The sequence below is a fragment of the Enterobacter sp. EGD-HP1 genome (assembly GCF_000733275.2).
In the GTDB taxonomy this organism is placed as follows: domain Bacteria; phylum Pseudomonadota; class Gammaproteobacteria; order Enterobacterales; family Enterobacteriaceae; genus Enterobacter.
This window is the reverse complement of sequence record NZ_AVOP01000023.1, coordinates 258,005-275,916: the sequence shown is the minus strand read 5'-3', so window position 1 is coordinate 275,916 and position 17,912 is coordinate 258,005. Positions and strand designations below refer to the sequence as shown.

The 17,912-nt window shown below is 59.9% G+C and carries 15 protein-coding genes; 9 read left to right on the top strand and 6 right to left on the bottom strand.

Going from position 1 to position 17,912, the window contains the following annotated elements; all coding sequences use genetic code 11:
• Positions 1-31: 31 nt before the first annotated feature.
• The 3 genes from N037_RS14970 (at position 32) to N037_RS14960 (ending at position 1,638) form a co-directional block, all read left to right on the top strand.
• Entirely contained in the window at positions 32-901 is an 870-nt protein-coding gene (locus tag N037_RS14970; protein ID WP_023334794.1) for a helix-turn-helix transcriptional regulator, read from the top strand.
• Between the two features lie 139 nt (positions 902-1,040).
• A complete protein-coding gene (locus N037_RS14965; RefSeq protein ID WP_032641877.1) occupies positions 1,041-1,370 on the top strand; it encodes a type II toxin-antitoxin system RelE/ParE family toxin in 330 nt (109 codons plus the stop codon).
• Positions 1,351-1,638 carry a helix-turn-helix domain-containing protein gene (locus N037_RS14960; protein WP_023334796.1) on the top strand — a complete coding sequence of 96 codons (288 nt, stop codon included), beginning with the start codon at positions 1,351-1,353 and terminating at the stop codon, positions 1,636-1,638. The genes N037_RS14965 and N037_RS14960 overlap by 20 nt, the downstream gene beginning before the upstream one ends.
• A 36-nt stretch (positions 1,639-1,674) precedes the next feature.
• Here the strand turns inward: N037_RS14960 and nfsB are convergent, their stop codons facing one another.
• The 3 genes from nfsB to N037_RS14945 form a co-directional block, all read right to left on the bottom strand.
• Positions 1,675-2,328: an oxygen-insensitive NAD(P)H nitroreductase gene (gene nfsB / locus N037_RS14955; RefSeq protein WP_032641875.1), complete on the bottom strand. Its 654-nt coding sequence runs from the start codon at positions 2,326-2,328 to the stop codon at positions 1,675-1,677.
• A 120-nt stretch (positions 2,329-2,448) separates the two neighbouring features.
• On the bottom strand, positions 2,449-2,817 hold the full coding sequence (locus N037_RS14950; protein ID WP_032641873.1) for an MmcQ/YjbR family DNA-binding protein: 369 nt from the start codon (positions 2,815-2,817) through the stop codon (positions 2,449-2,451).
• Complete coding sequence (locus tag N037_RS14945; protein WP_023334799.1) at positions 2,807-3,397, bottom strand: TetR/AcrR family transcriptional regulator; 591 nt, start codon at positions 3,395-3,397, stop codon at positions 2,807-2,809. Before N037_RS14945 ends, N037_RS14950 begins: the two co-directional genes overlap by 11 nt.
• Positions 3,398-3,587: 190 nt before the next feature.
• Here N037_RS14945 and N037_RS14940 point away from each other — a divergent pair, with 190 nt between their 5' ends.
• Together N037_RS14940 and N037_RS14935 are read left to right on the top strand one after the other, a co-directional pair.
• On the top strand, positions 3,588-4,691 hold the full coding sequence (locus N037_RS14940; protein ID WP_032641871.1) for an MBL fold metallo-hydrolase: 1,104 nt from the start codon (positions 3,588-3,590) through the stop codon (positions 4,689-4,691).
• A 32-nt stretch (positions 4,692-4,723) separates the two neighbouring features.
• Positions 4,724-5,065 (top strand): RamA family antibiotic efflux transcriptional regulator, encoded by a 342-nt coding sequence (locus N037_RS14935; RefSeq protein WP_010428317.1) that lies wholly within the window; start codon positions 4,724-4,726, stop codon positions 5,063-5,065.
• 107 nt (positions 5,066-5,172) lie between these two features.
• Here N037_RS14935 and N037_RS14930 read toward each other — a convergent pair whose 3' ends face one another.
• The gene (locus tag N037_RS14930; RefSeq protein WP_032641870.1) at positions 5,173-7,317 is read right to left on the bottom strand and encodes a TonB-dependent siderophore receptor; all 2,145 of its coding nucleotides are present in this window, start codon (positions 7,315-7,317) and stop codon (positions 5,173-5,175) included.
• A gap of 123 nt (positions 7,318-7,440) precedes the next feature.
• On the opposite strand from N037_RS14930, the gene N037_RS14925 reads away from it, so the two are divergent.
• Positions 7,441-9,009 carry an alpha/beta hydrolase-fold protein gene (locus N037_RS14925; RefSeq protein WP_032641868.1) on the top strand — a complete coding sequence of 523 codons (1,569 nt, stop codon included), beginning with the start codon at positions 7,441-7,443 and terminating at the stop codon, positions 9,007-9,009.
• Here N037_RS14925 and N037_RS14920 read toward each other — a convergent pair.
• Entirely contained in the window at positions 8,995-9,243 is a 249-nt protein-coding gene (locus N037_RS14920; RefSeq protein WP_032641866.1) for a DUF1158 domain-containing protein, read from the bottom strand. The two genes, N037_RS14925 and N037_RS14920, sit on opposite strands and share 15 nt — an antisense overlap.
• 478 nt (positions 9,244-9,721) lie before the next feature.
• Here N037_RS14920 and N037_RS14915 point away from each other — a divergent pair, with 478 nt between their 5' ends.
• From N037_RS14915 to N037_RS14905, 3 genes are all read left to right on the top strand, one after another.
• A complete protein-coding gene (locus N037_RS14915) occupies positions 9,722-12,430 on the top strand; it encodes a cation-transporting P-type ATPase (RefSeq protein ID WP_032641864.1) in 2,709 nt (902 codons plus the stop codon).
• Positions 12,431-12,535: 105 nt separating this feature from the next.
• Positions 12,536-13,600: an efflux RND transporter periplasmic adaptor subunit gene (locus N037_RS14910; RefSeq protein WP_032641862.1), complete on the top strand. Its 1,065-nt coding sequence runs from the start codon at positions 12,536-12,538 to the stop codon at positions 13,598-13,600.
• Between the two features lie 9 nt (positions 13,601-13,609).
• Positions 13,610-16,744 carry an efflux RND transporter permease subunit gene (locus N037_RS14905; RefSeq protein WP_032641860.1) on the top strand — a complete coding sequence of 1,045 codons (3,135 nt, stop codon included), beginning with the start codon at positions 13,610-13,612 and terminating at the stop codon, positions 16,742-16,744.
• On the opposite strand, the gene N037_RS14900 is transcribed toward N037_RS14905, so the two are convergent.
• The gene (locus N037_RS14900; protein ID WP_032641858.1) at positions 16,695-17,816 is read right to left on the bottom strand and encodes a YbdK family carboxylate-amine ligase; all 1,122 of its coding nucleotides are present in this window, start codon (positions 17,814-17,816) and stop codon (positions 16,695-16,697) included. The two genes, N037_RS14905 and N037_RS14900, sit on opposite strands and share 50 nt — an antisense overlap.
• Between the last annotated feature and the right edge of the window lie 96 nt (positions 17,817-17,912).

Sequence of the window (17,912 nt, the reverse complement as noted above, 5' to 3'; positions counted from 1 at the left end):
CTGGTACTGGCACTACCATGCAGGGGGATTTATGGCCTTGATGTCTGAACCCGTCGTCTCACTTCAGGATGACACCCGAAAACAGCTGGGGGCATTTTTACGCGCACGACGTGAAAGCCTCGATCCGCAGCGTCTCGGCCTGCCGCGCAGCGGTCGCCGCCGCACGCCGGGCCTGCGCCGGGAAGAGGTGGCGATGCTCGCCGACGTGGGTGTGACCTGGTACACCTGGCTGGAGCAGGGCAGGGACGTCAATCCGTCCAGCGCGGTGATGGCGGCCGTGGCGAAAGCGCTGCAATGCACCCCGACCGAGGCCCGACACCTGTTTGTGCTCGCCGGGTTGCCGCCGGGTGAAGCGCCGCAGGCGGTCTGCTGCGAGGGCATTAGCGAAGGCACGCGCCGCCTGCTGGATACGCTGATGCCGAAACCGGCCAGCATTCAGAAACCGAACTTCGACATCGTGGCGTGGAACGACAGCTTCGGGCACCTGATGGGCGTCGATTTCAATGAAATCCCGCCGGAAGACCGCAACTGTATTTACCTGTTTCTCACCCATCCGGCGTGGCGCGCGCGTCTCGGCAGACGTGACGATGTGCTGCCGATATTTGTCTCCTATTTCCGCGCGGCGATGGCGGAGCACCGGGGCGACCCGCTGTGGGAAGCCAAGCTGGCGCGCTTCTTTGCGGTGTCCGAAGAGTTCAAAACCCTGTGGCACCAGCGCAACGACGTGCGCGGTGTGGAAAATCAGCTCAAGCTGTTTACCCATCCCGAGCTGGGGGATTTTACGCTGCAGCAGATGTACTGGTACTCCGCGCCGCGAAACGGGTCGCGGTTGCTGGTTTATCTGCCGGTGGATGAGGCAGGGGAAAGGGCGATGGACTGGCTGGCGGCGCAGGGGAAATAAGTTTTTTGCGAGGTGTTTTCAGGGAATCAAAGCGGATCCGGTTCAGCTTTTTAAAAACGGGTAAGGTGGGACACGAAAAGCTAAATTAGCCTTTAATGCAAATTGCCTTATATGCTAATATCACCAAGGATGAATAACCGTGTTCAGACTTATCGTTCATGAGGCGGTCAGGGAAGAGATTCTCTCACTGCCTGCTGGGGTCCAGGCAAAGCTGATTCGCCAGCTTGATAAATTACGCGCTAACCCGACAGCACTGCGGGAACCTGACAGCAAACCCTTACCGCATGGTTTGTTCGAAATCAGAACCGTCGGGCTGATCCATACTCGGGGGATTTACGTTTATCAGCGGGACAAGACAATTTTTCTGCTGCGAGTGTTTATCAAGAAAACGCAAAAAACGCCCTCTGCTGAACTTCGTCTGGCACTGAAGCGACAACAGGAGATGTTGGATGAGCAAGAAGATTATTGACTGGGATGAACTCCGATCTGAGCTGTTAAGCGATTCAGAGGTACAGGCCTCTTTTGATGCTGAAGAACGAAAAGAGCGCCTGCGCGAAATGTTGGCGCAATGGCGAAACCAGGCCGGTCTGACACGCGCGCAGGTGGCGGAGCGAATGGGCGTCAGCGCACCCACCGTATCAAGAATGGAAGCGAATATAACCCGGGCGAGCCTTGATACGTTGACGCGTTATGCACTGGTGTGTGGGGTTAAACACCCGCAGATTACGCTTTATTGAAAACAGGCACGCCGGAAGCCAGCGTGCCAGAAGGGATTAGCACTCGGTCACAATCGTGCTCAGCGGCAGGCGTGACTTCGGCAGCGTGGCGTTAAAATCTTCCACGCTGTGGTGCCCAACCGGGACCACCACCAGGCTGGTGAAGCCTTTCTCTTTCAGGCCAAACTCTTCGTCGAGGATCGCGGCGTCGAAACCTTCAATCGGTACCGCGTCCAGACCCAGTGCGCCCACGCCCAGCAGGAAGTTGCCGACGTTCAGGTAAACCTGCTTCGCCATCCACTGGTCGTCATCTTTCAGATCCACACGGTGCATGTCGGCGAAGTAGGTGCGGCCCTTGTGGTTTGCGGCTTTGGCTTCCGGCGTATTGAAACGGCCATCGGCTTCTTCCTGATCCACAACGCGCTCCAGCCAGGCATCGTCCATCGCGGTTTTCGCGCAGAACACCACCACGTGAGAGGCATCCAGCATTTTGCGTTCGTTGAACACGTAGGTGCCCGCAGCAGATTTTGCCACGCGCGCTTTTCCTTCCTCGGTGCTGGCGATAATAAAGTGCCACGGCTGGGAGTTGGTGCTGGACGGGCTGTACTGCAGCAGGGTTTTGATGTTTTCCGCTTCTTCCGCGGTCAGTTTTTTGGTTGGGTCGAACGCCTTGGTGGAGTGGCGTTTCAGGGCGACAGAAATGATATCCATAACAACTCCTGGTGATGAAATTCGCCCGCTCGCGGGCGCGAAAGGAATGCAGATTACAGCGGGACGCGGAAAAAGATAAGTGCGATTCGAGCGGTTATACTGTTCGGCACAGACGAACAATCAGGCCGGACGTATCCACTTTTGGTCTTTTTTCGGCAGCTTATCGACGACCAGATTCCACGAATCCGCGATCAGGTCGGTGACCAGTTCAGGCGTGATGTCCTCGGTGCCGTAGAGCGAAATCCAGTGCTTCTTATTGAGGTGATAGCCCGGCTCAACGCCACGGTAAATCTGCTGGTTTAACAGGGATTTTTCCGGGTCGGATTTCAGGCTTACGTGGGGGCGTCCGTGCGCGGTGGCCATCAGCATAAAAATTTTCCCGCCCACTTTAAACACGTCATACTCCGGGCCGAACGGCCAGCAGTGTTCGGTGAAAGGCATCTCCAGCGCCACGCGCATTGCGTGCTCCTGCAGGGATTTACTGTCCATCGCTATCCTCCTGAGCCAGCCCGCGCCACATGGCCTCAAAACCCAGCGCTTTAAAATCCACGGCGCGTGACGGATCGCGGGTGGCAAACTCCATGGTGGTTTCCGCCAGCGATAAGAAAAGCGCATCGCCAAACGTTTTAAATTCATCCGACATAAACACCGGGCGCACCGAACGACGGCACAGCTCATGGAGTTCCGGGAACATCTCTTTCACCGCCTGTTCCGTTTCGGTGCTTAGCTTTTCACTGACGCCAATCTGGCGGATCGCCGCATGAGACACGGGGTTACGAATACCCCAGTCCACGTAGCTGTTCCAGATATTACGGGTATGCTCTTTGGGAAGCGTGATGGTGCGATCGAGGTTTGCCAGCATGGCCTGGCAGAGATCCTGCTTCAGGTGCAGATAGAGGGCATTCAGCAGATCGTCTTTAGTCGGAAAGTAGCGAAACAGGGTACCCTCGGCGACGCCCGCGTTACGGGCGATTAACGCCGTTGAGGCGGCGATACCCGACTGTGCAAATGCCACCGTTGCGGCTTCCAGTAAGGCCTGTTTTTTATCTTCACTCTTCGGACGTGCCACTAAATTTTTCCCCCTGTCAATTGTAAAAACCCTGATTGAAACACGTGCTTTGACACGCTGCAACGCGGAATGTCAAAGATCGAAAACGTCTTGACGACTTTATCATCATATCTATAATGAGTGCTTACTCACTCATAATCAAGTTTACCCCGCGCAAACTATCGGATGGGGCGCGTTTTCGGGTCAGGATATGAAAAAACCTCTCTTCATCTGCGTGGTGTTAATCATGATCATAGCTTCAGCTGCGAGTTTACCGTTTGTTCTGAATGCCGGATTCGGCCAGCCACCGCAGGGTGAGCAGCTCACTGAAGTGGAGGCCTCCCCCCAGTATCGCGAGGGAAAATTCCACAATACGCTGCCGACGCCGGGTTATAACGGCGACAAAAATATGCTGGTCGCCACGTGGGATTTTCTGACCAAAAAAACCGAAAATGCGCGCCCGGCTCAGCCGCTGCCGCTGGTGAAAACCGATCTTGCGAGCCTGCCGCTGGAGCAGGACACCCTGGTGTGGCTCGGTCACTCCTCGTGGTATATGCAGCTCGCAGGTAAACGCATCCTGATCGATCCGGTGCTCGGTAACTACGCCGCGCCGTTCTCGTTCCTCAATAAAGCCTTTGCCGGGGAGTACCCGTGGAGTGCGGAGAGCATGCCGGAAATCGACCTGCTGATTATCTCGCACGATCACTACGATCATCTTGATTACGCCACCATCAGGGCGCTGCTGCCGAAGGTGAAGCGCGTGGTGACGCCGCTGGGCGTCGGATCCCACCTGCGCTACTGGGGAATGAAGCCTGAGATTATTGACGAGCGCGACTGGAACCAGTCGGTGCGCGTCAGCGATGAACTGACGGTGCATGTTCTGCCAGCGCGTCACTTCTCCGGGCGCGGCATCAAGCGCGATCGGACCCTGTGGGGCAGCTTTATGTTCGTCACGCCAGAGCAGAAGGTTTATTACAGCGGGGATTCCGGTTACGGCCCGCACTTTAAGGCCATCGGCGAGCAGTTTGGTGAGGTGGATTTAGCCATCATGGAAAACGGCCAGTACGACCAGGACTGGAAGTACATCCACATGCTGCCGGAGGAAACGGCGCAGGCCTCGGTGGATCTGAACGCGAAAGCCGTGGTGCCCGGGCACAACGGGCGCTTCGTGCTGGCGAAACATACGTGGAACGATCCGCTGATCCAGCTGGCGCGCGCCAGCAAGGATAAAAACTATCGGCTACTGACGCCGGCGCTGGGCGAGCCCGTCCGGGTGAGTGACGCCACGCAAACCTTTCGCGCGTGGTGGGAATAATGTTTAAGCGAGAAGCAGAGGGGGACAGCTGTATGACCATTTCCGCTCAAGTCATCGACACTATCGTCGAATGGATCGACGACAATCTGCACCAGCCATTACGTATAGAAGAGATTGCCCGCCACGCGGGTTACTCGAAGTGGCACCTGCAGCGGTTATTTATGCAGTACAAAGGGGAGAGCCTGGGGCGTTATATCCGTGAACGCAAGCTGCTGCTGGCGGCGCGCGACCTGCGTGAATCGGACGCGCGCGTGTACGATATCTGCCTGCGCTACGGGTTTGACTCGCAGCAGACGTTTACCCGCATCTTCACCCGTACGTTCAACCAGCCGCCGGGAGCGTATCGTAAAGAGAACCATAGCCAGACACATTAACATGTCGCGCGTAGGCCGGGTAAGGCGTAGCCGCCACCCGGCTTTTTTGTGGGTACAGTGCCCGTAAGTTGCCCGGTGGCGCTGCGCTTACCGGGCCTACAAATAGCTTACCAGCGGTAATTCACCGTTGCCGTCACCGTACGGCCAATCCCGTAGAAGCACGCCGTATCGCTTGCGCACGACGCCACATACTTCGTGTCGGCCACGTTATTGACGTTGAACTGCACGCTCGCCCCTTTCAGGCTGCGGTTCATCTCGCCCAGATCGTAGCTCAGCATCGCGTCATACAGATCCACCGACGGCACCTTGAAGGTGTTCTTCGCATCGCCGTAGCTGGTGCCGATGTAGCGCATCCCCACGCCAGCGGTCAGGCTCTTCAGCGCGCCGCCTGGAACCGTATAGCTGGCAAATGCCGATGCCATATGCGCCGGAATACGCGCCGGGGTTTTGCCCTCGGTGCCCGCCACCGTGGTGCTTTTGGTTTTTGCATCGGTGTAGGTGTACGAGCCAATCAGGTTGATGTTGTCCATCAGCGTAGCGTGGATTTCCGCCTCAACGCCTTTTGAACGCACCTTGCCCGCGTTCTCAAACCAGCCTTCGGCGCTGTTATAGGTCGCCACGTTGTCCTGGGTTAAATCGTACAGCGCGAGGGTCATCAGCGTGCTGTCGACCGGCTGATACTTCAGGCCAATCTCGGTCTGCTCCCCGGTGGTGGGCTTGAAGGGGGCAACGCCCGGCGCGCGGTTGGTTTGCAGGTTCGGTTCAAACGAGGTGCTGTAGCTGACGTACGGCGACAGGCCAGAATCGAACGCGTACAGCAGGCCGGTTCGCCAGGTAAACTTGCTGTCGTTCTGCTGGGTAAGGCTGCCGTCGGTGAAGTCGTTGGTTCGCACTTCGCTCCAGTCGTAGCGGCCGGAGACCAGCCATTCCCAGCTGTTCCAGTTCATCTGATCCTGCAAATACAGCCCCATCTGGTCGAGATTTTGCTGCTCGTCGGTGGCCGTTATGAAGGTGCTTTCATCCACGTTCACGCCGTATACCGGGTTCGTCCAGTCGAGGTCATACTGCGAACCGCTCCCGCGTGCCAGCAGCTGCTTATCTTTGCTGGTCTTGTAGTCGAACCCGCCGAGCAGGGTGTGGCCGACGCTGCCGGTCTCCAGCAGATACTCAAGCTGGTTATCCAGGCCAAATTCGTTGGTGGTGCGCTCTTCATGCTGCGCGCGTCGCGTTAATACCGTGCTGTTGGCCGCGCTGCTGGCGTAAACGAGGTAACGGTATTTCTGTTTGATGGCGGCGTAACGCGCGTTCTGGCGGAAGGTGAGGTCGTCGGCGAACTGATGCTCCAGCTCGTAGCCGATCGTCGTCTGCTCGCGCCAGGACTGATTGTAATTCGGATCGCTGACGTTAAAGTCGCGCGGGATGTATTTCCCGTCGACGCTTTTAACCGTGCCGTAGGCGGGCAGGAAGTTGCGGTATCCGGCATCCGGATCCTTCTGGTAGCTGGTCAGCAGCGTAAAGCGGGTCTGGTCGTTCGGGTACCAGGTGATGGCAGGCGCAATCGCCATCCGCGTCTCTTTATAATCGTCCACCTGATTGTGCTGGGTACGGGCGATACCGTTGACGCGATACAGCACGCGGCCGTCGTCGCTCAGCCTGCCGCCGAAATCAAACGCGCCTTCGGCGAGATCGTTATTGCCGGTGCGGAACTGCACGTTGTGAATGGCCTCCGCCGTTGGGCGCTTGCTGGTCATGCTGATTAACCCGCCAGGATTGACCTGACCAAACAGGACCGACGCCGGGCCGCGCACCAGCTCCACGCGCTCCAGCAGCCACGGGTCAATCGCACCCGTCTGGGACGAGGCCGTCGCGCCGAAGCTCAGGCCGTCGAGGAATTTCGGCACATAGCTAAAGCCGCGCACGAACACCTCGTCGTTACGGTTCGACGAGCCGCGGTACTCGGTAAATACGCCCGCCGAGTAGCGCAGCGCCTGCGACACGGAGGTCACGTCCTGCATGTTCATCTGATCGCGGGTGATCACCGATACCGACTGCGGCGTTTTCACGATCTCCGCGCGGGTCTTGGTGGCGGAGAGCGTTTGGGTTGCCACAATCCCTTTTACCGGAGCAGCGGGGTCTTCACTCACGCCCTGCGTCACCGTTATGGTTTCTTCTCTATTATCAGCCTGAGCCGCCACGCTGGTCGTCGCCAGGCTCAGCAGCCACAGCTGCATTATCTTATTATTTTTAAACATTTTTTCTACTCATCCTTGGTTGCTATCGCCATAAAAACACCGTTAAAACGCGTTAGATGATATTGCAAATTATTACCATTTGCATTAGCGTTGGTAACAAATTTCGGCGGGGAACAAGCGGTAATGAAGAGGGTATGGAGCGGATTATTACTCGGGATAGGCGTGCTGCCTGCGGTGGCGGCAACCTGTGAACACTCTTCCCGGCAGGGAGACGTCCAGGGGAAGTTTGATGCCAGCGGTGAAGTCTGTTTTATGCTGCCAGAGCTTGCTGAAAACTATGTTTCGGCCACGCTGAACGGCGTAACGGATGCCCGCCTGCTGGACGGGGAAAACCGGAATATCCGCACGCTGATCGAAAGCGGGCCAGCCGATGGCGAACACACGCTGCTGTTTGCTCTGCCGGTAAAGCAGGGCACCACTCTGATGCTGCGCGGTGAAGCGGGTAAGCCGTGGCGTTTTCAGTGGCGGATGAAAGAAACTTCCGCACTACCGCGCGTGCAGATGCTGGCGCCTGAAAGCCCGACGCTTCAGGCGCTGGCAAAAGAGATTGCTGCCGGAGGGCGTACCGACGCGTTCTGGCAGACGCAGATTCGGCAGGGAACGCCGATGGTGGAGCCGGTAGACGCAGAACATAAGCGCGTCACCTTCCTGTGGCGCGGCGCGCGGGATAACGTCTTTATTCTCGGCTCACCGGCGGGGGATCACGACCCGCTGTTCCGCCTGGGCAACAGCGACGTCTGGTTCCGCAGCTATGTGGTGCCCGCCGACACGGTGATGCAGTACAAGCTCGCGCCCGATGTGCCGATCGTTGAGGGTTCCTCACGCGATCAACGTCGCGCGATCCTCGTCAGCGCGCAGGCCGATCCGCTCAACCCGAATACCTTTGGCGAACAGAAAGCGGATCGCTGGAACCGCTATTCGCTGCTCGATCTCAGCCCTGCACGCTATTGCTCCGTGCAGGCCACGGCCCAGCCGCTGGTCCACGGATCGTTAAGCCGCCAGAGCATCACCAGCAAAATCCTCGGTAATTCCCGCGAGGTGATGATCTATAAACCGCGCGGCGCACAGCCTGCCCGCTGGACGCTCATTCTCTTCGACGGTCAGATTTATCAGGACGAATACCATTTCGCTAACGTGCTGGACGGTCTTATTGCCCGCCATCATCTTCCGCCGATTAACGTGGTGTTTATCGACAGCCTCGATCACGCCCGACGCGGCCACGAGCTGCCGCCGAACCCGGATTTCGCCGACTTTATGGCGCACGAGCTGCTGCCCTGGCTGCGCAGGCAGGGCATCGCGATGCAGCGGCAGAAAACGGTGCTGGCGGGGTCGAGCTACGGGGGAATCGCGTCGTCATGGGTAGCGCTGCGCTATCCGCGCCTGTTTGGTAACGTGCTGAGTCTTTCCGGTTCGTACTGGTGGGCGCCGAAAGGGGAGGCTCCCGGCTGGCTGACGCGGCAATATCAGCGGTCGCCGCCCTATCCGGTGCGCTTCTGGCTGCAGGCCGGAAAGTTCGAAACTTCGGGGCCGGGCGGGGGCATTTATCGCACTACGCAGGATTTCGAACAGGCGTTGAGGGAGAAAGGATATCGCATCAGCTTCCATCCCTCATCCAGCGGCCACGACTACGCGGCCTGGTGTGAAGCGCTGATCCACGGCATGCGTGAATTCACCGGCTTACGACGCCAGTGAAAACCAGCGGCGCCAGACGAAACGCAGGATGAAGAATTCGATGGCGCCGAGGGCTAAAAACCACAGGCAGAACATAATGGTGTAGAGCTGGTTAAGATCGACCATATGGAAGGTCGTCATCAGCTTCTGCGCCAGCACCAGACCCAGCAACGGCGCGGGTAACAGCAGGCAGGAGATCAGGGCCAGCAATAAAATGCCCCCCGCCGTAAGCAGCGATTCTAACGGGTGTTTCATCGTAATGTTAATCGTCAGTTAAAAATGTCATTGTCCGGCATTCTGTAACGTAAAGCAATATCAGCCCCGCTGGCCTTTTTGAATAAAACAACGACATTATTACTGCGAATAAATAACAATATCCGACCCGGCGTTTATATTAATATCGCGTTATGTAAATAAATGTCCGTATCAGGAAAATAATTTTACAAATGTATAGGTGCTATAACCAATTAACGTGGCAATAACAATGGCTGCGACAATGTATAACGCCAGGCGTCGTCCGCGATAAATACCAAACATGGTTCCCCCTCGTTTAATGTTGGTTTAGAAATATTTTGTAAAAATCAGCTCATAGAAATAGTTTTAATCAGTTTTGAATAACCGAGAAGTCATTATATTGCGGTAGATCAATTTTACCCGCAAGACTTAAAAATGAATTTATTTAGCCAGAAAGGAATTCAGGCTTCTGTTCACCGGATATTGAAGGAAAAATACGATGACCGAAAAAAAATTGTCCCCAAACATGCCGCCTTCCGGCGGGCTGGCATACCAGCAGACCGTCGAGCAGGTGCTCACTCACACGCAGAGCCAGGCCAGCGGTCTGGATCGTGCAGAGGCGCAGGCGCGTCTGCAAAAATCAGGTCCTAATGCGCTGCCGGAGAAAAAAGGGAAACCCGCCTGGCTGCGTTTTTTGGCCCATTTTAATGATGTGCTGATTTATGTCCTGCTGGCCGCCGCCGTATTAACGGCAGTAATGGGCCACTGGGTGGATACGCTGGTTATTCTGGGCGTCGCGGTAATCAATGCTTTAATTGGCCATATTCAGGAAAGCAACGCGGAGAAATCCCTGAAGAGTATTCGCAATATGCTCTCCAGCGAGGCGCGCGTTATTCGTAACGGTAGCCACGAAACCATACCTACAACGGAAATAGTCCCGGGCGATATTATTGTATTACGCGCAGGGGATCGTATTCCGGCGGATATGCGTTTAATCGAAGCGCATAATTTACGCGTTGAAGAGGCGATTCTGACCGGTGAATCCACCGTGGTGGATAAACACATTAATCCGCTGAGCGGTGAACTGCCGCTGGGCGACCGCACCAATATGGTCTTCTCCGGAACGACCGTCAGCGCGGGCGGCGGCGTCGGCGTGGTCACCGCAACCGGTAAGGATACGGAGCTCGGCCACATCAACCAGATGATGGCGGGCATCGAAAAGCACCGCACGCCGCTGCTGGTGCAGATGGACAAGCTGGGTAAAGCGATCTTCGCCATTATCCTGGCGATGATGGCCGCGCTGTTTGTCTTCAGCCTGGTGTTCCGCGAGATCCCGATGGGCGAGCTGCTGCTCTCCCTGATTAGCCTGGCGGTGGCCTCCGTGCCGGAAGGCCTGCCGGCGATTATCTCCATCATCCTCTCGCTGGGCGTGCAGGCGATGGCGCGCAAGCGGGCAATTATCCGCAAGCTGCCAACAGTTGAAACGCTCGGCGCGATGACCGTTGTCTGCTCGGATAAAACCGGCACCCTGACCATGAACGAGATGACGGTCAAAGCCATCATCACCGCCGACGCCTGCTACCGCGTGGACGGCAACAGCTACGAGCCGGTGGGCAACATCTACCTGGAAGGCAGCGACGAGCCGGTCCACATCCAGCCGGGCACCGTGCTGGAGCAGTACCTGCGCACCATCGACCTGTGTAACGACAGCCAGATGATTCAGGACGAGCGCGGCCTGTGGGGCATTACCGGTGGGCCGACCGAGGGCGCGCTGAAGGTGCTGGCGGCGAAGGCCAGCCTTGAGCCGGTCATAACCACGCTGGTTAACAAGATCCCGTTCGACTCGCAGTACAAGTACATGAGCACCCACTACCAGATTGGCGGTGAGGAGCAGATCCTGATCACCGGTGCGCCGGACGTGATTTTCGCCCTGTGCGCCGAGCAGCAGACCCGCAACGGTGCGGAAGCCTTCAATCGCGCGTACTGGGAAACCGAGATGGAGCGCTATGCCCGTCAGGGGCTGCGCATGGTTGCCGCGGCGTTTAAGCCAGCGAACGGCGAGCAGGAACTGACGCACGACGACCTGAGCCACGGTCTGATCTTCCTCGGCATCGCCGGGATGATGGATCCGCCGCGTCCGGAAGCGATTGCTGCGATTAACGCCTGCCAGCAGGCGGGGATCCGGGTGAAGATGATCACCGGGGATCACCCGCAGACGGCAATGAGCATCGGCCAGATGCTGGGGATCACCAACAGCGAGCAGGCGGTGACCGGCTACGAGCTGGAGAAGATGGACGACGCCGCGCTGGCGGATGCGGCGGTGAAGTATGACATCTTCGCCCGCACCAGCCCGGAGCATAAGCTGCGCCTGGTGAAAGCGCTGCAGGATAAAGGCGAAATCGTCGGCATGACCGGTGACGGCGTGAACGATGCGCCGGCGCTGCGTCAGGCGGACGTGGGCATCGCGATGGGTATCAAGGGCACGGAAGTGACCAAAGAGGCGGCGGACATGGTCCTGACGGACGATAACTTCGCGACCATCGCCAGCGCGGTGAAAGAGGGGCGTCGCGTTTACGACAACCTGAAGAAGACCATCCTCTTCATCATGCCGACCAACCTCGCGCAGGGGCTGCTGATTGTGATTGCGCTGCTGGCGGGGAACATCATTCCGCTGACGCCGGTGCTGATTCTGTGGATGAACATGGCGACATCCGCCACGCTCTCCTTCGGCCTGGCCTTTGAGGCCGCCGAGCGCAATATCATGCGCCGTCCGCCGCGTCAGACCGGGCAGCACGTAATGGACGCCTACGCCGTCTGGCGCGTGGCCTTCGTCGGCACCATGATTGCCATCGCCGCCTTTGCGCTGGAAGCCTGGCTGGCCCCGCGCGGCCACAGCGCGGAATTCATCCGCACCGTGCTGCTGCAGATGCTGGTCTGCGCCCAGTGGGTGTACATGATTAACTGCCGCAACACCGAAGGGTTCTCCCTGAACCGCGGCCTGCTGGCAAACAAAGGTATCTGGCTGGTGACGGGCGTGCTGTTCCTGCTTCAGGCGGCGATTATCTACCTGCCGTTTATGCAGATGCTGTTCGGCACCGAAGCGCTGCCGCTGCGCTACTGGTTTGTGACCCTGGCGGTGGCAGGCGTGATGTTCTTCGTCGTCGAAATCGAGAAGCGACTGACCCGCAGGTTCCGCAAGGCTGCATAACCTTTTGCCCTCACCCTATCCCTCTCCCACAGGGAGAGGGAACTCTGACCTCCCTCTCCCTGTGGGAGAGGGCCGGGGTGAGGGGAACACATCTGAGGTACTCCCATGAAACTCCCACTCCTGTTCGCGCTCCTCGCCTGCACCCTGCAACCCGCATTTGCCGCCGCCATTCCCGTTCGCGTCGCCGCCGTGGAGCAGACCGCCCACGCCGCCGAGCGCCAGATCCCGGGCCGTATCGAAGCGATTCACACCGTTGAGCTGCGCGCCCGCACGGAAGGCGTGATTACCAAAATCCACTTCCGCGACGGGCAGTACGTGAAAAAGGGCGACGTGCTGTTCGAGCTGGACGACGCCGAGCCGCGCGCCGCCCTGCGTCTCGCGCAGGCCGAGGTGAGAAGCGCCGAAGCCACGCTGCGTCAGGCGCAGCAGCAGCTTTCCCGCTTTGAAAGCCTGGGCAGCAGCAACGCCATCAGCCGTCACGATGTGGATAACGCCCGCATGCAGCGGGACGTCGCCAGCGCCGCGCTGGAGCAGGCCAAAGCCCGTCTCGACACCCGCAGCGTCACCCTCAACTACACGCGCATTATTTCGCCGATTGACGGGCGCGTGGGGCACAGCCAGTTCCACGTCGGCAGCCTGGTCAACCCTGCCAGCGGCGTGCTGGTGGAGGTGGTGCAGCTCGATCCCATCCGTATCGCCTTTGCGCTGGAAGAGGGGGCGTTTGCCACCAAAGCCGGACAGCATGCGGATATCAGCGCCATGAAGCAGGCCTGGCAGGCGCTGATTGACAGCAACGGCCAGCGCGTCAGCGGTGAGCTGACCTCCGTGGACAACCGCATCGACCCGCGCACCGCCAGCGTGATGCTGCGCGCCGAGTTCGCCAACCCGCGCCATCAGCTGCTGCCCGGCGGCAACGTGAACGTCTACCTGCGTCCGGCAAGCGAGCAGTCGGTGCTGACTCTGCCCGCCGCTGCTGTACAGCAGAACGGCGACGGGTTCTTTGCGTGGGTGGTTAACGCCGACGGCAAAGCCGAAATGCGTCCGCTGAAAATTGCCGGGCAGATTGGCCAGCAGTTCCAGATTGCCTCCGGCGTGAAGCCCGGTGAGCGAGCGATTACTGACGGCGCGCAGCGCGTGCAGCCAGGCGCCGCCCTCCAGATACTGAATTAAGGAGCCATCATGCTGACGTTTTTCATCAAACGCCCGCGCTTCGCGATGGTGATTGCGCTGGTCATCACCCTGCTGGGGGCCATTGCGCTGAGGATTATCCCGGTGGAACAGTATCCGCAGATCACGCCGCCGGTGGTGAATGTGTCTGCCAGCTGGCCGGGCGCCAGCTCGGCTGACGTGGCGGAGGCCATCGCCACGCCGCTGGAGACCCAGCTTAACGGCGTGGATCACATGCTCTATATGGAGTCCACCAGCTCGGACGAAGGCACCTATAGCCTGAACATTACCTTTGCGGCGGGCACCGATCCGGACCTCGCCGCCATCGACGTGCAGAACCGCGTGGCGCAGGCCGTGGCGCAGTTGCCGACCGAGGCGCAGCAAAACGGCGTGCAGGTGCGCAAGCGCGCCACCAACCTGATGATGGGGGTAAGTCTTTACTCACCGAACAACACCCACACGCCGCTGTTCGTCAGCAACTACGCCAGCACCCAGGTGCGCGAAGCGCTCTCTCGCCTGCCGGGCGTCGGGCAGGTGCAGATGTTCGGCGCGCGCGATTACAGCATGCGCATCTGGCTGCGTCCGGACCGCATGAACGCCCTGAACGTCACCACCGACGACGTGGCGCAGGCGCTGCGCGAGCAGAACGTGCAGGGGGCGGCAGGCCAGGTCGGCACGCCGCCGGTGTTTAACGGCCAGCAGCAGACGCTGACCATCAACGGGCTGGGCCGCCTGAACCAGGCCGACGACTTTGCCGACATCATTATCCGCGCGGGCGAGATGGGCCAGCTGGTGCGCCTGAAGGACGTCGCCACCATCGAGCTCGGCTCGCGCAGCTACAGCTCCGGCGCGCAGCTGAACGGGCACGACTCCGCCTACCTCGGCATCTACCCGACCCCGTCCGCCAACGCGCTGCGCGTGGCCGACGCGGTGCGCGCGGAGCTGGAACGCCTCTCGACGCGCTTCCCGGACGACCTGGTCTACGAGGTGAAATTCGACACCACCTCCTTTGTTGCCGCCACCATTAAAGAGATCGGCGTCTCGCTGGCGCTTACCCTGCTGGCGGTGGTCGTCGTGGTGTCCCTGTTCCTGCAAAGCTGGCGCGCGACGCTGATTGTCGCGCTCGCCATTCCGGTGTCGCTGGTGGGCACCTTCGCGGTACTCTACACGCTCGGCTACTCCGCCAACACCCTCAGCCTGTTTGCCATCATTCTGGCGCTGACCATGGTGGTGGATGACGCCATCGTGGTGGTGGAGAGCGTCGAAACGCTGATGGCGGAAGGGCAGAGCCGCACGGCGGCAACCGCGCTGGCGCTGCGCCAGATTGCCGGGCCGGTCATCGCGACGACGCTGGTGCTGCTGGCGGTGTTTGTGCCGGTGGCGCTCCTGCCGGGGATTGTCGGCGAGCTGTACCGCCAGTTCGCGGTGACGCTCTCCACCGCCGTCACGCTCTCAAGCCTCGTGGCGCTGACCCTGACGCCCGCCCTGTGCGCGCTGCTGCTGCGCCCGCGACCGGAGAAACCTGCGGCAGTCTACCGCGCCTTTAACCGCGGGCTGGACGCCACGCGCGGTTTCTATACCCGCATCGTGAACGTATTAAACCTGCGCCCGTGGCTGGCGCTGCTGGCCACCGCAGGCGCGGCGGCCGTGGTGGCGTTCAGCTTTATGTCGATGCCCAAAGGCTTCCTGCCGCAGGAAGACCAGGGCTACTTCTTCGCCAGCGTCCAGCTGCCGGAAGCGGCCTCGCTGGAGCGTACCGAGGCGGTGATGACCATGGCGCGCGAACTCATCGCCAAAAACCCGGCGGTGGAGGACGTGATTCAGGTCTCCGGGTTTAACATCCTCAACGGCACCAGCGCCTCCAACGGCGGGTTTATCTCCATCATGCTCAAAGACTGGAGCGAGCGTCCGCCGCTGGACGAGGTGATGGGCACCCTGCAACGCCAGCTGCTGGCCCTGCCGGAAGCCACCATCATGACCTTCGCGCCGCCGACGCTGCCGGGGCTGGGCAACGCCTCCGGCTTTGACCTGCGCATTCAGGCGCAGGCGGGGCAGAGCCCTGCGGAGCTGGAGCGCGTGACGCGCGCGGTGCTGGCGAAAGCTAACCAGCATCCGCAGCTGAGCCGCGTCTTCACCACCTGGAGCAGCAACGTGCCGCAGCTGACGCTGACCGTTGACCGCGAGCGCGCCGCCCGCCTCGACGTGCCGGTGTCGCGCATCTTCAGCAGCCTGCAAACCGCCTTTGGCGGCACGCGCGCCGGGGATTTCAGCGTCAACAACCGCGTCTACCACGTCGTCATGCAGAACGAGATGCAGTGGCGCGAGCGCGCCGAGCAAATCAGCGAGCTGTTCGTGCGCAGCAACAGCGGCGAGCGGGTGCGCCTGAGCAACCTGGTCACCATTACGCCGAGCGTCGGCGCGCCTTTCCTGCAGCAGTACAACCAGTTCCCGTCGGTGTCGGTGAGCGGCTCGGCGGCGGCTGGGGTGAGCAGCAGCACCGCGATGGCGGCGATGGGCGAGATTCTGGCGGAAAACCTGCCAGCCGGGTACGACTACGCCTGGAGCGGCATGTCGTATCAGGAGCAGCAGACCGGCAATCAGGCGATATGGATCGTGCTGGCGGCGGTGGTGATGGCGTGGCTGTTCCTCGTTGCCCAGTACGAGAGCTGGACGCTCCCGGCGAGCGTGATGCTCTCGGTGCTGTTCGCCATCGGCGGGGCGCTGGTCTGGCTGTGGCTGGCGGGCTATGCCAACGACGTGTACGTGCAGATCGGTCTGGTGCTATTGATAGCCCTCGCCGCCAAGAACGCAATTCTTATCGTGGAGTTTGCCCGCGCGCGGCGCATGGACGGGATGGCGATTGTCGATGCCGCAAGGGAAGGGGCCTCGCGCCGCTTCCGCGCGGTGATGATGACCGCCGTGTCGTTCATCATCGGGGTGTTGCCGATGATGCTGGCGACCGGGGCGGGTGCCCAGAGCCGCCGCATCATCGGCACCACGGTGTTCAGCGGTATGCTGGTGGCGACCGTGGTGGGGATCCTGTTTATCCCGGCGCTGTTCGTGCTGTTCCAGCGCCTGCGCGAGTGGGGTCACGGCCTTACGGACTCGTCGCCCACAGCTCGCAGTGCTTCTGAACCAGAGAAATAAGCGAGCCGCCGTCGGCGATAAACTCCCGCATGCGCTGCGCCTCGCTCTTGCCCTGCTTTAACAGCAGGGCAATTTCATTGATTGCGCTCGTCGCGCCGAGCTTCTCAGCCGACGGCGCAACCTGCTCCAGCAGCCACGAAATGTCTTCCGCCACGGTTTTGTGCTCGCCGGTGTGCACGTCCGTCAGGATCCCCTCCAGCCCGTAGCGACACGCCTGAAAACGGTTAAAGCGGTACAGCAGAAAATCTTTTTCCTGATGCTTATAGGGCCGCGCGGTCAGCAGCCAGTGCGACGTCGCCTGAATCAGCCCGGCGATGTTAATCGCGTGGCCGAGCGTCAGCGGCGTATCCATCACCCGCACCTCGACGGTGCCGAAGTGCGGGCTGGGGCGGATGTCCCAGTGCAGATCTTTAATGCTGTCGATCATGCTGGTGGCGCTCAGGCGGCGGAACAGCCCCTCGAACTCCTGCCAGCTGTTAACCCACGGCATCTGGCCGTTATCCGGGAACCCAGAGAAGATGTTGAGCCGCGACGAGGAGAACTTCGTGTCCGTGCCCTGCATATACGGCGAGGCTGCCGCCAGGGCGATAAAGTGCGGTACGAAGCGCGACAGGCCGTGCAGCAGGTAAATCGCGTCGTCCCCGGTCCGGCAGCCGACGTGTACGTGCTGGCCGAATACCGTCGCCTGCAAAATCAGGTAGCCAAAGCGCTCCAGCGTGACGTTATAGCGCTCGTCGTCGCATACCTCCTGCCGCTGCCACTTCTGAAACGGATGCGTCCCGCCGCCGCAAATCTGGATATGCTGCTCCGCCGCGGCGCGCAGGATGCTCTGCTGCATCACCGAGAACTGTGCCGCCGCCTGGTCGATGTTCTGGCACACGCCGGTGGCGATTTCGAGCATGCTTTCGGTGATGTCGTGTTTGACTTCGCCGCCTTTGATGTCGTCTTTGACGGCGGCGATAAGCGCGGAGGAGTCCTGGCTGAGATCGTACCCCGGCGGGTTAACCACCTGCAGTTCGAGCTCGATGCCGAGGGTGAAAGGTTCAGAGGACTTAAAATCGGGTAAAGGCATGGCGCACTCCGTTGTCTGTTGTGTGTTGAGTATAGACAACGGCGTGGCGCTCACTTTTGAGGGTGGTATAACTGTTAGCAGGCTTAGCGAAAAGGG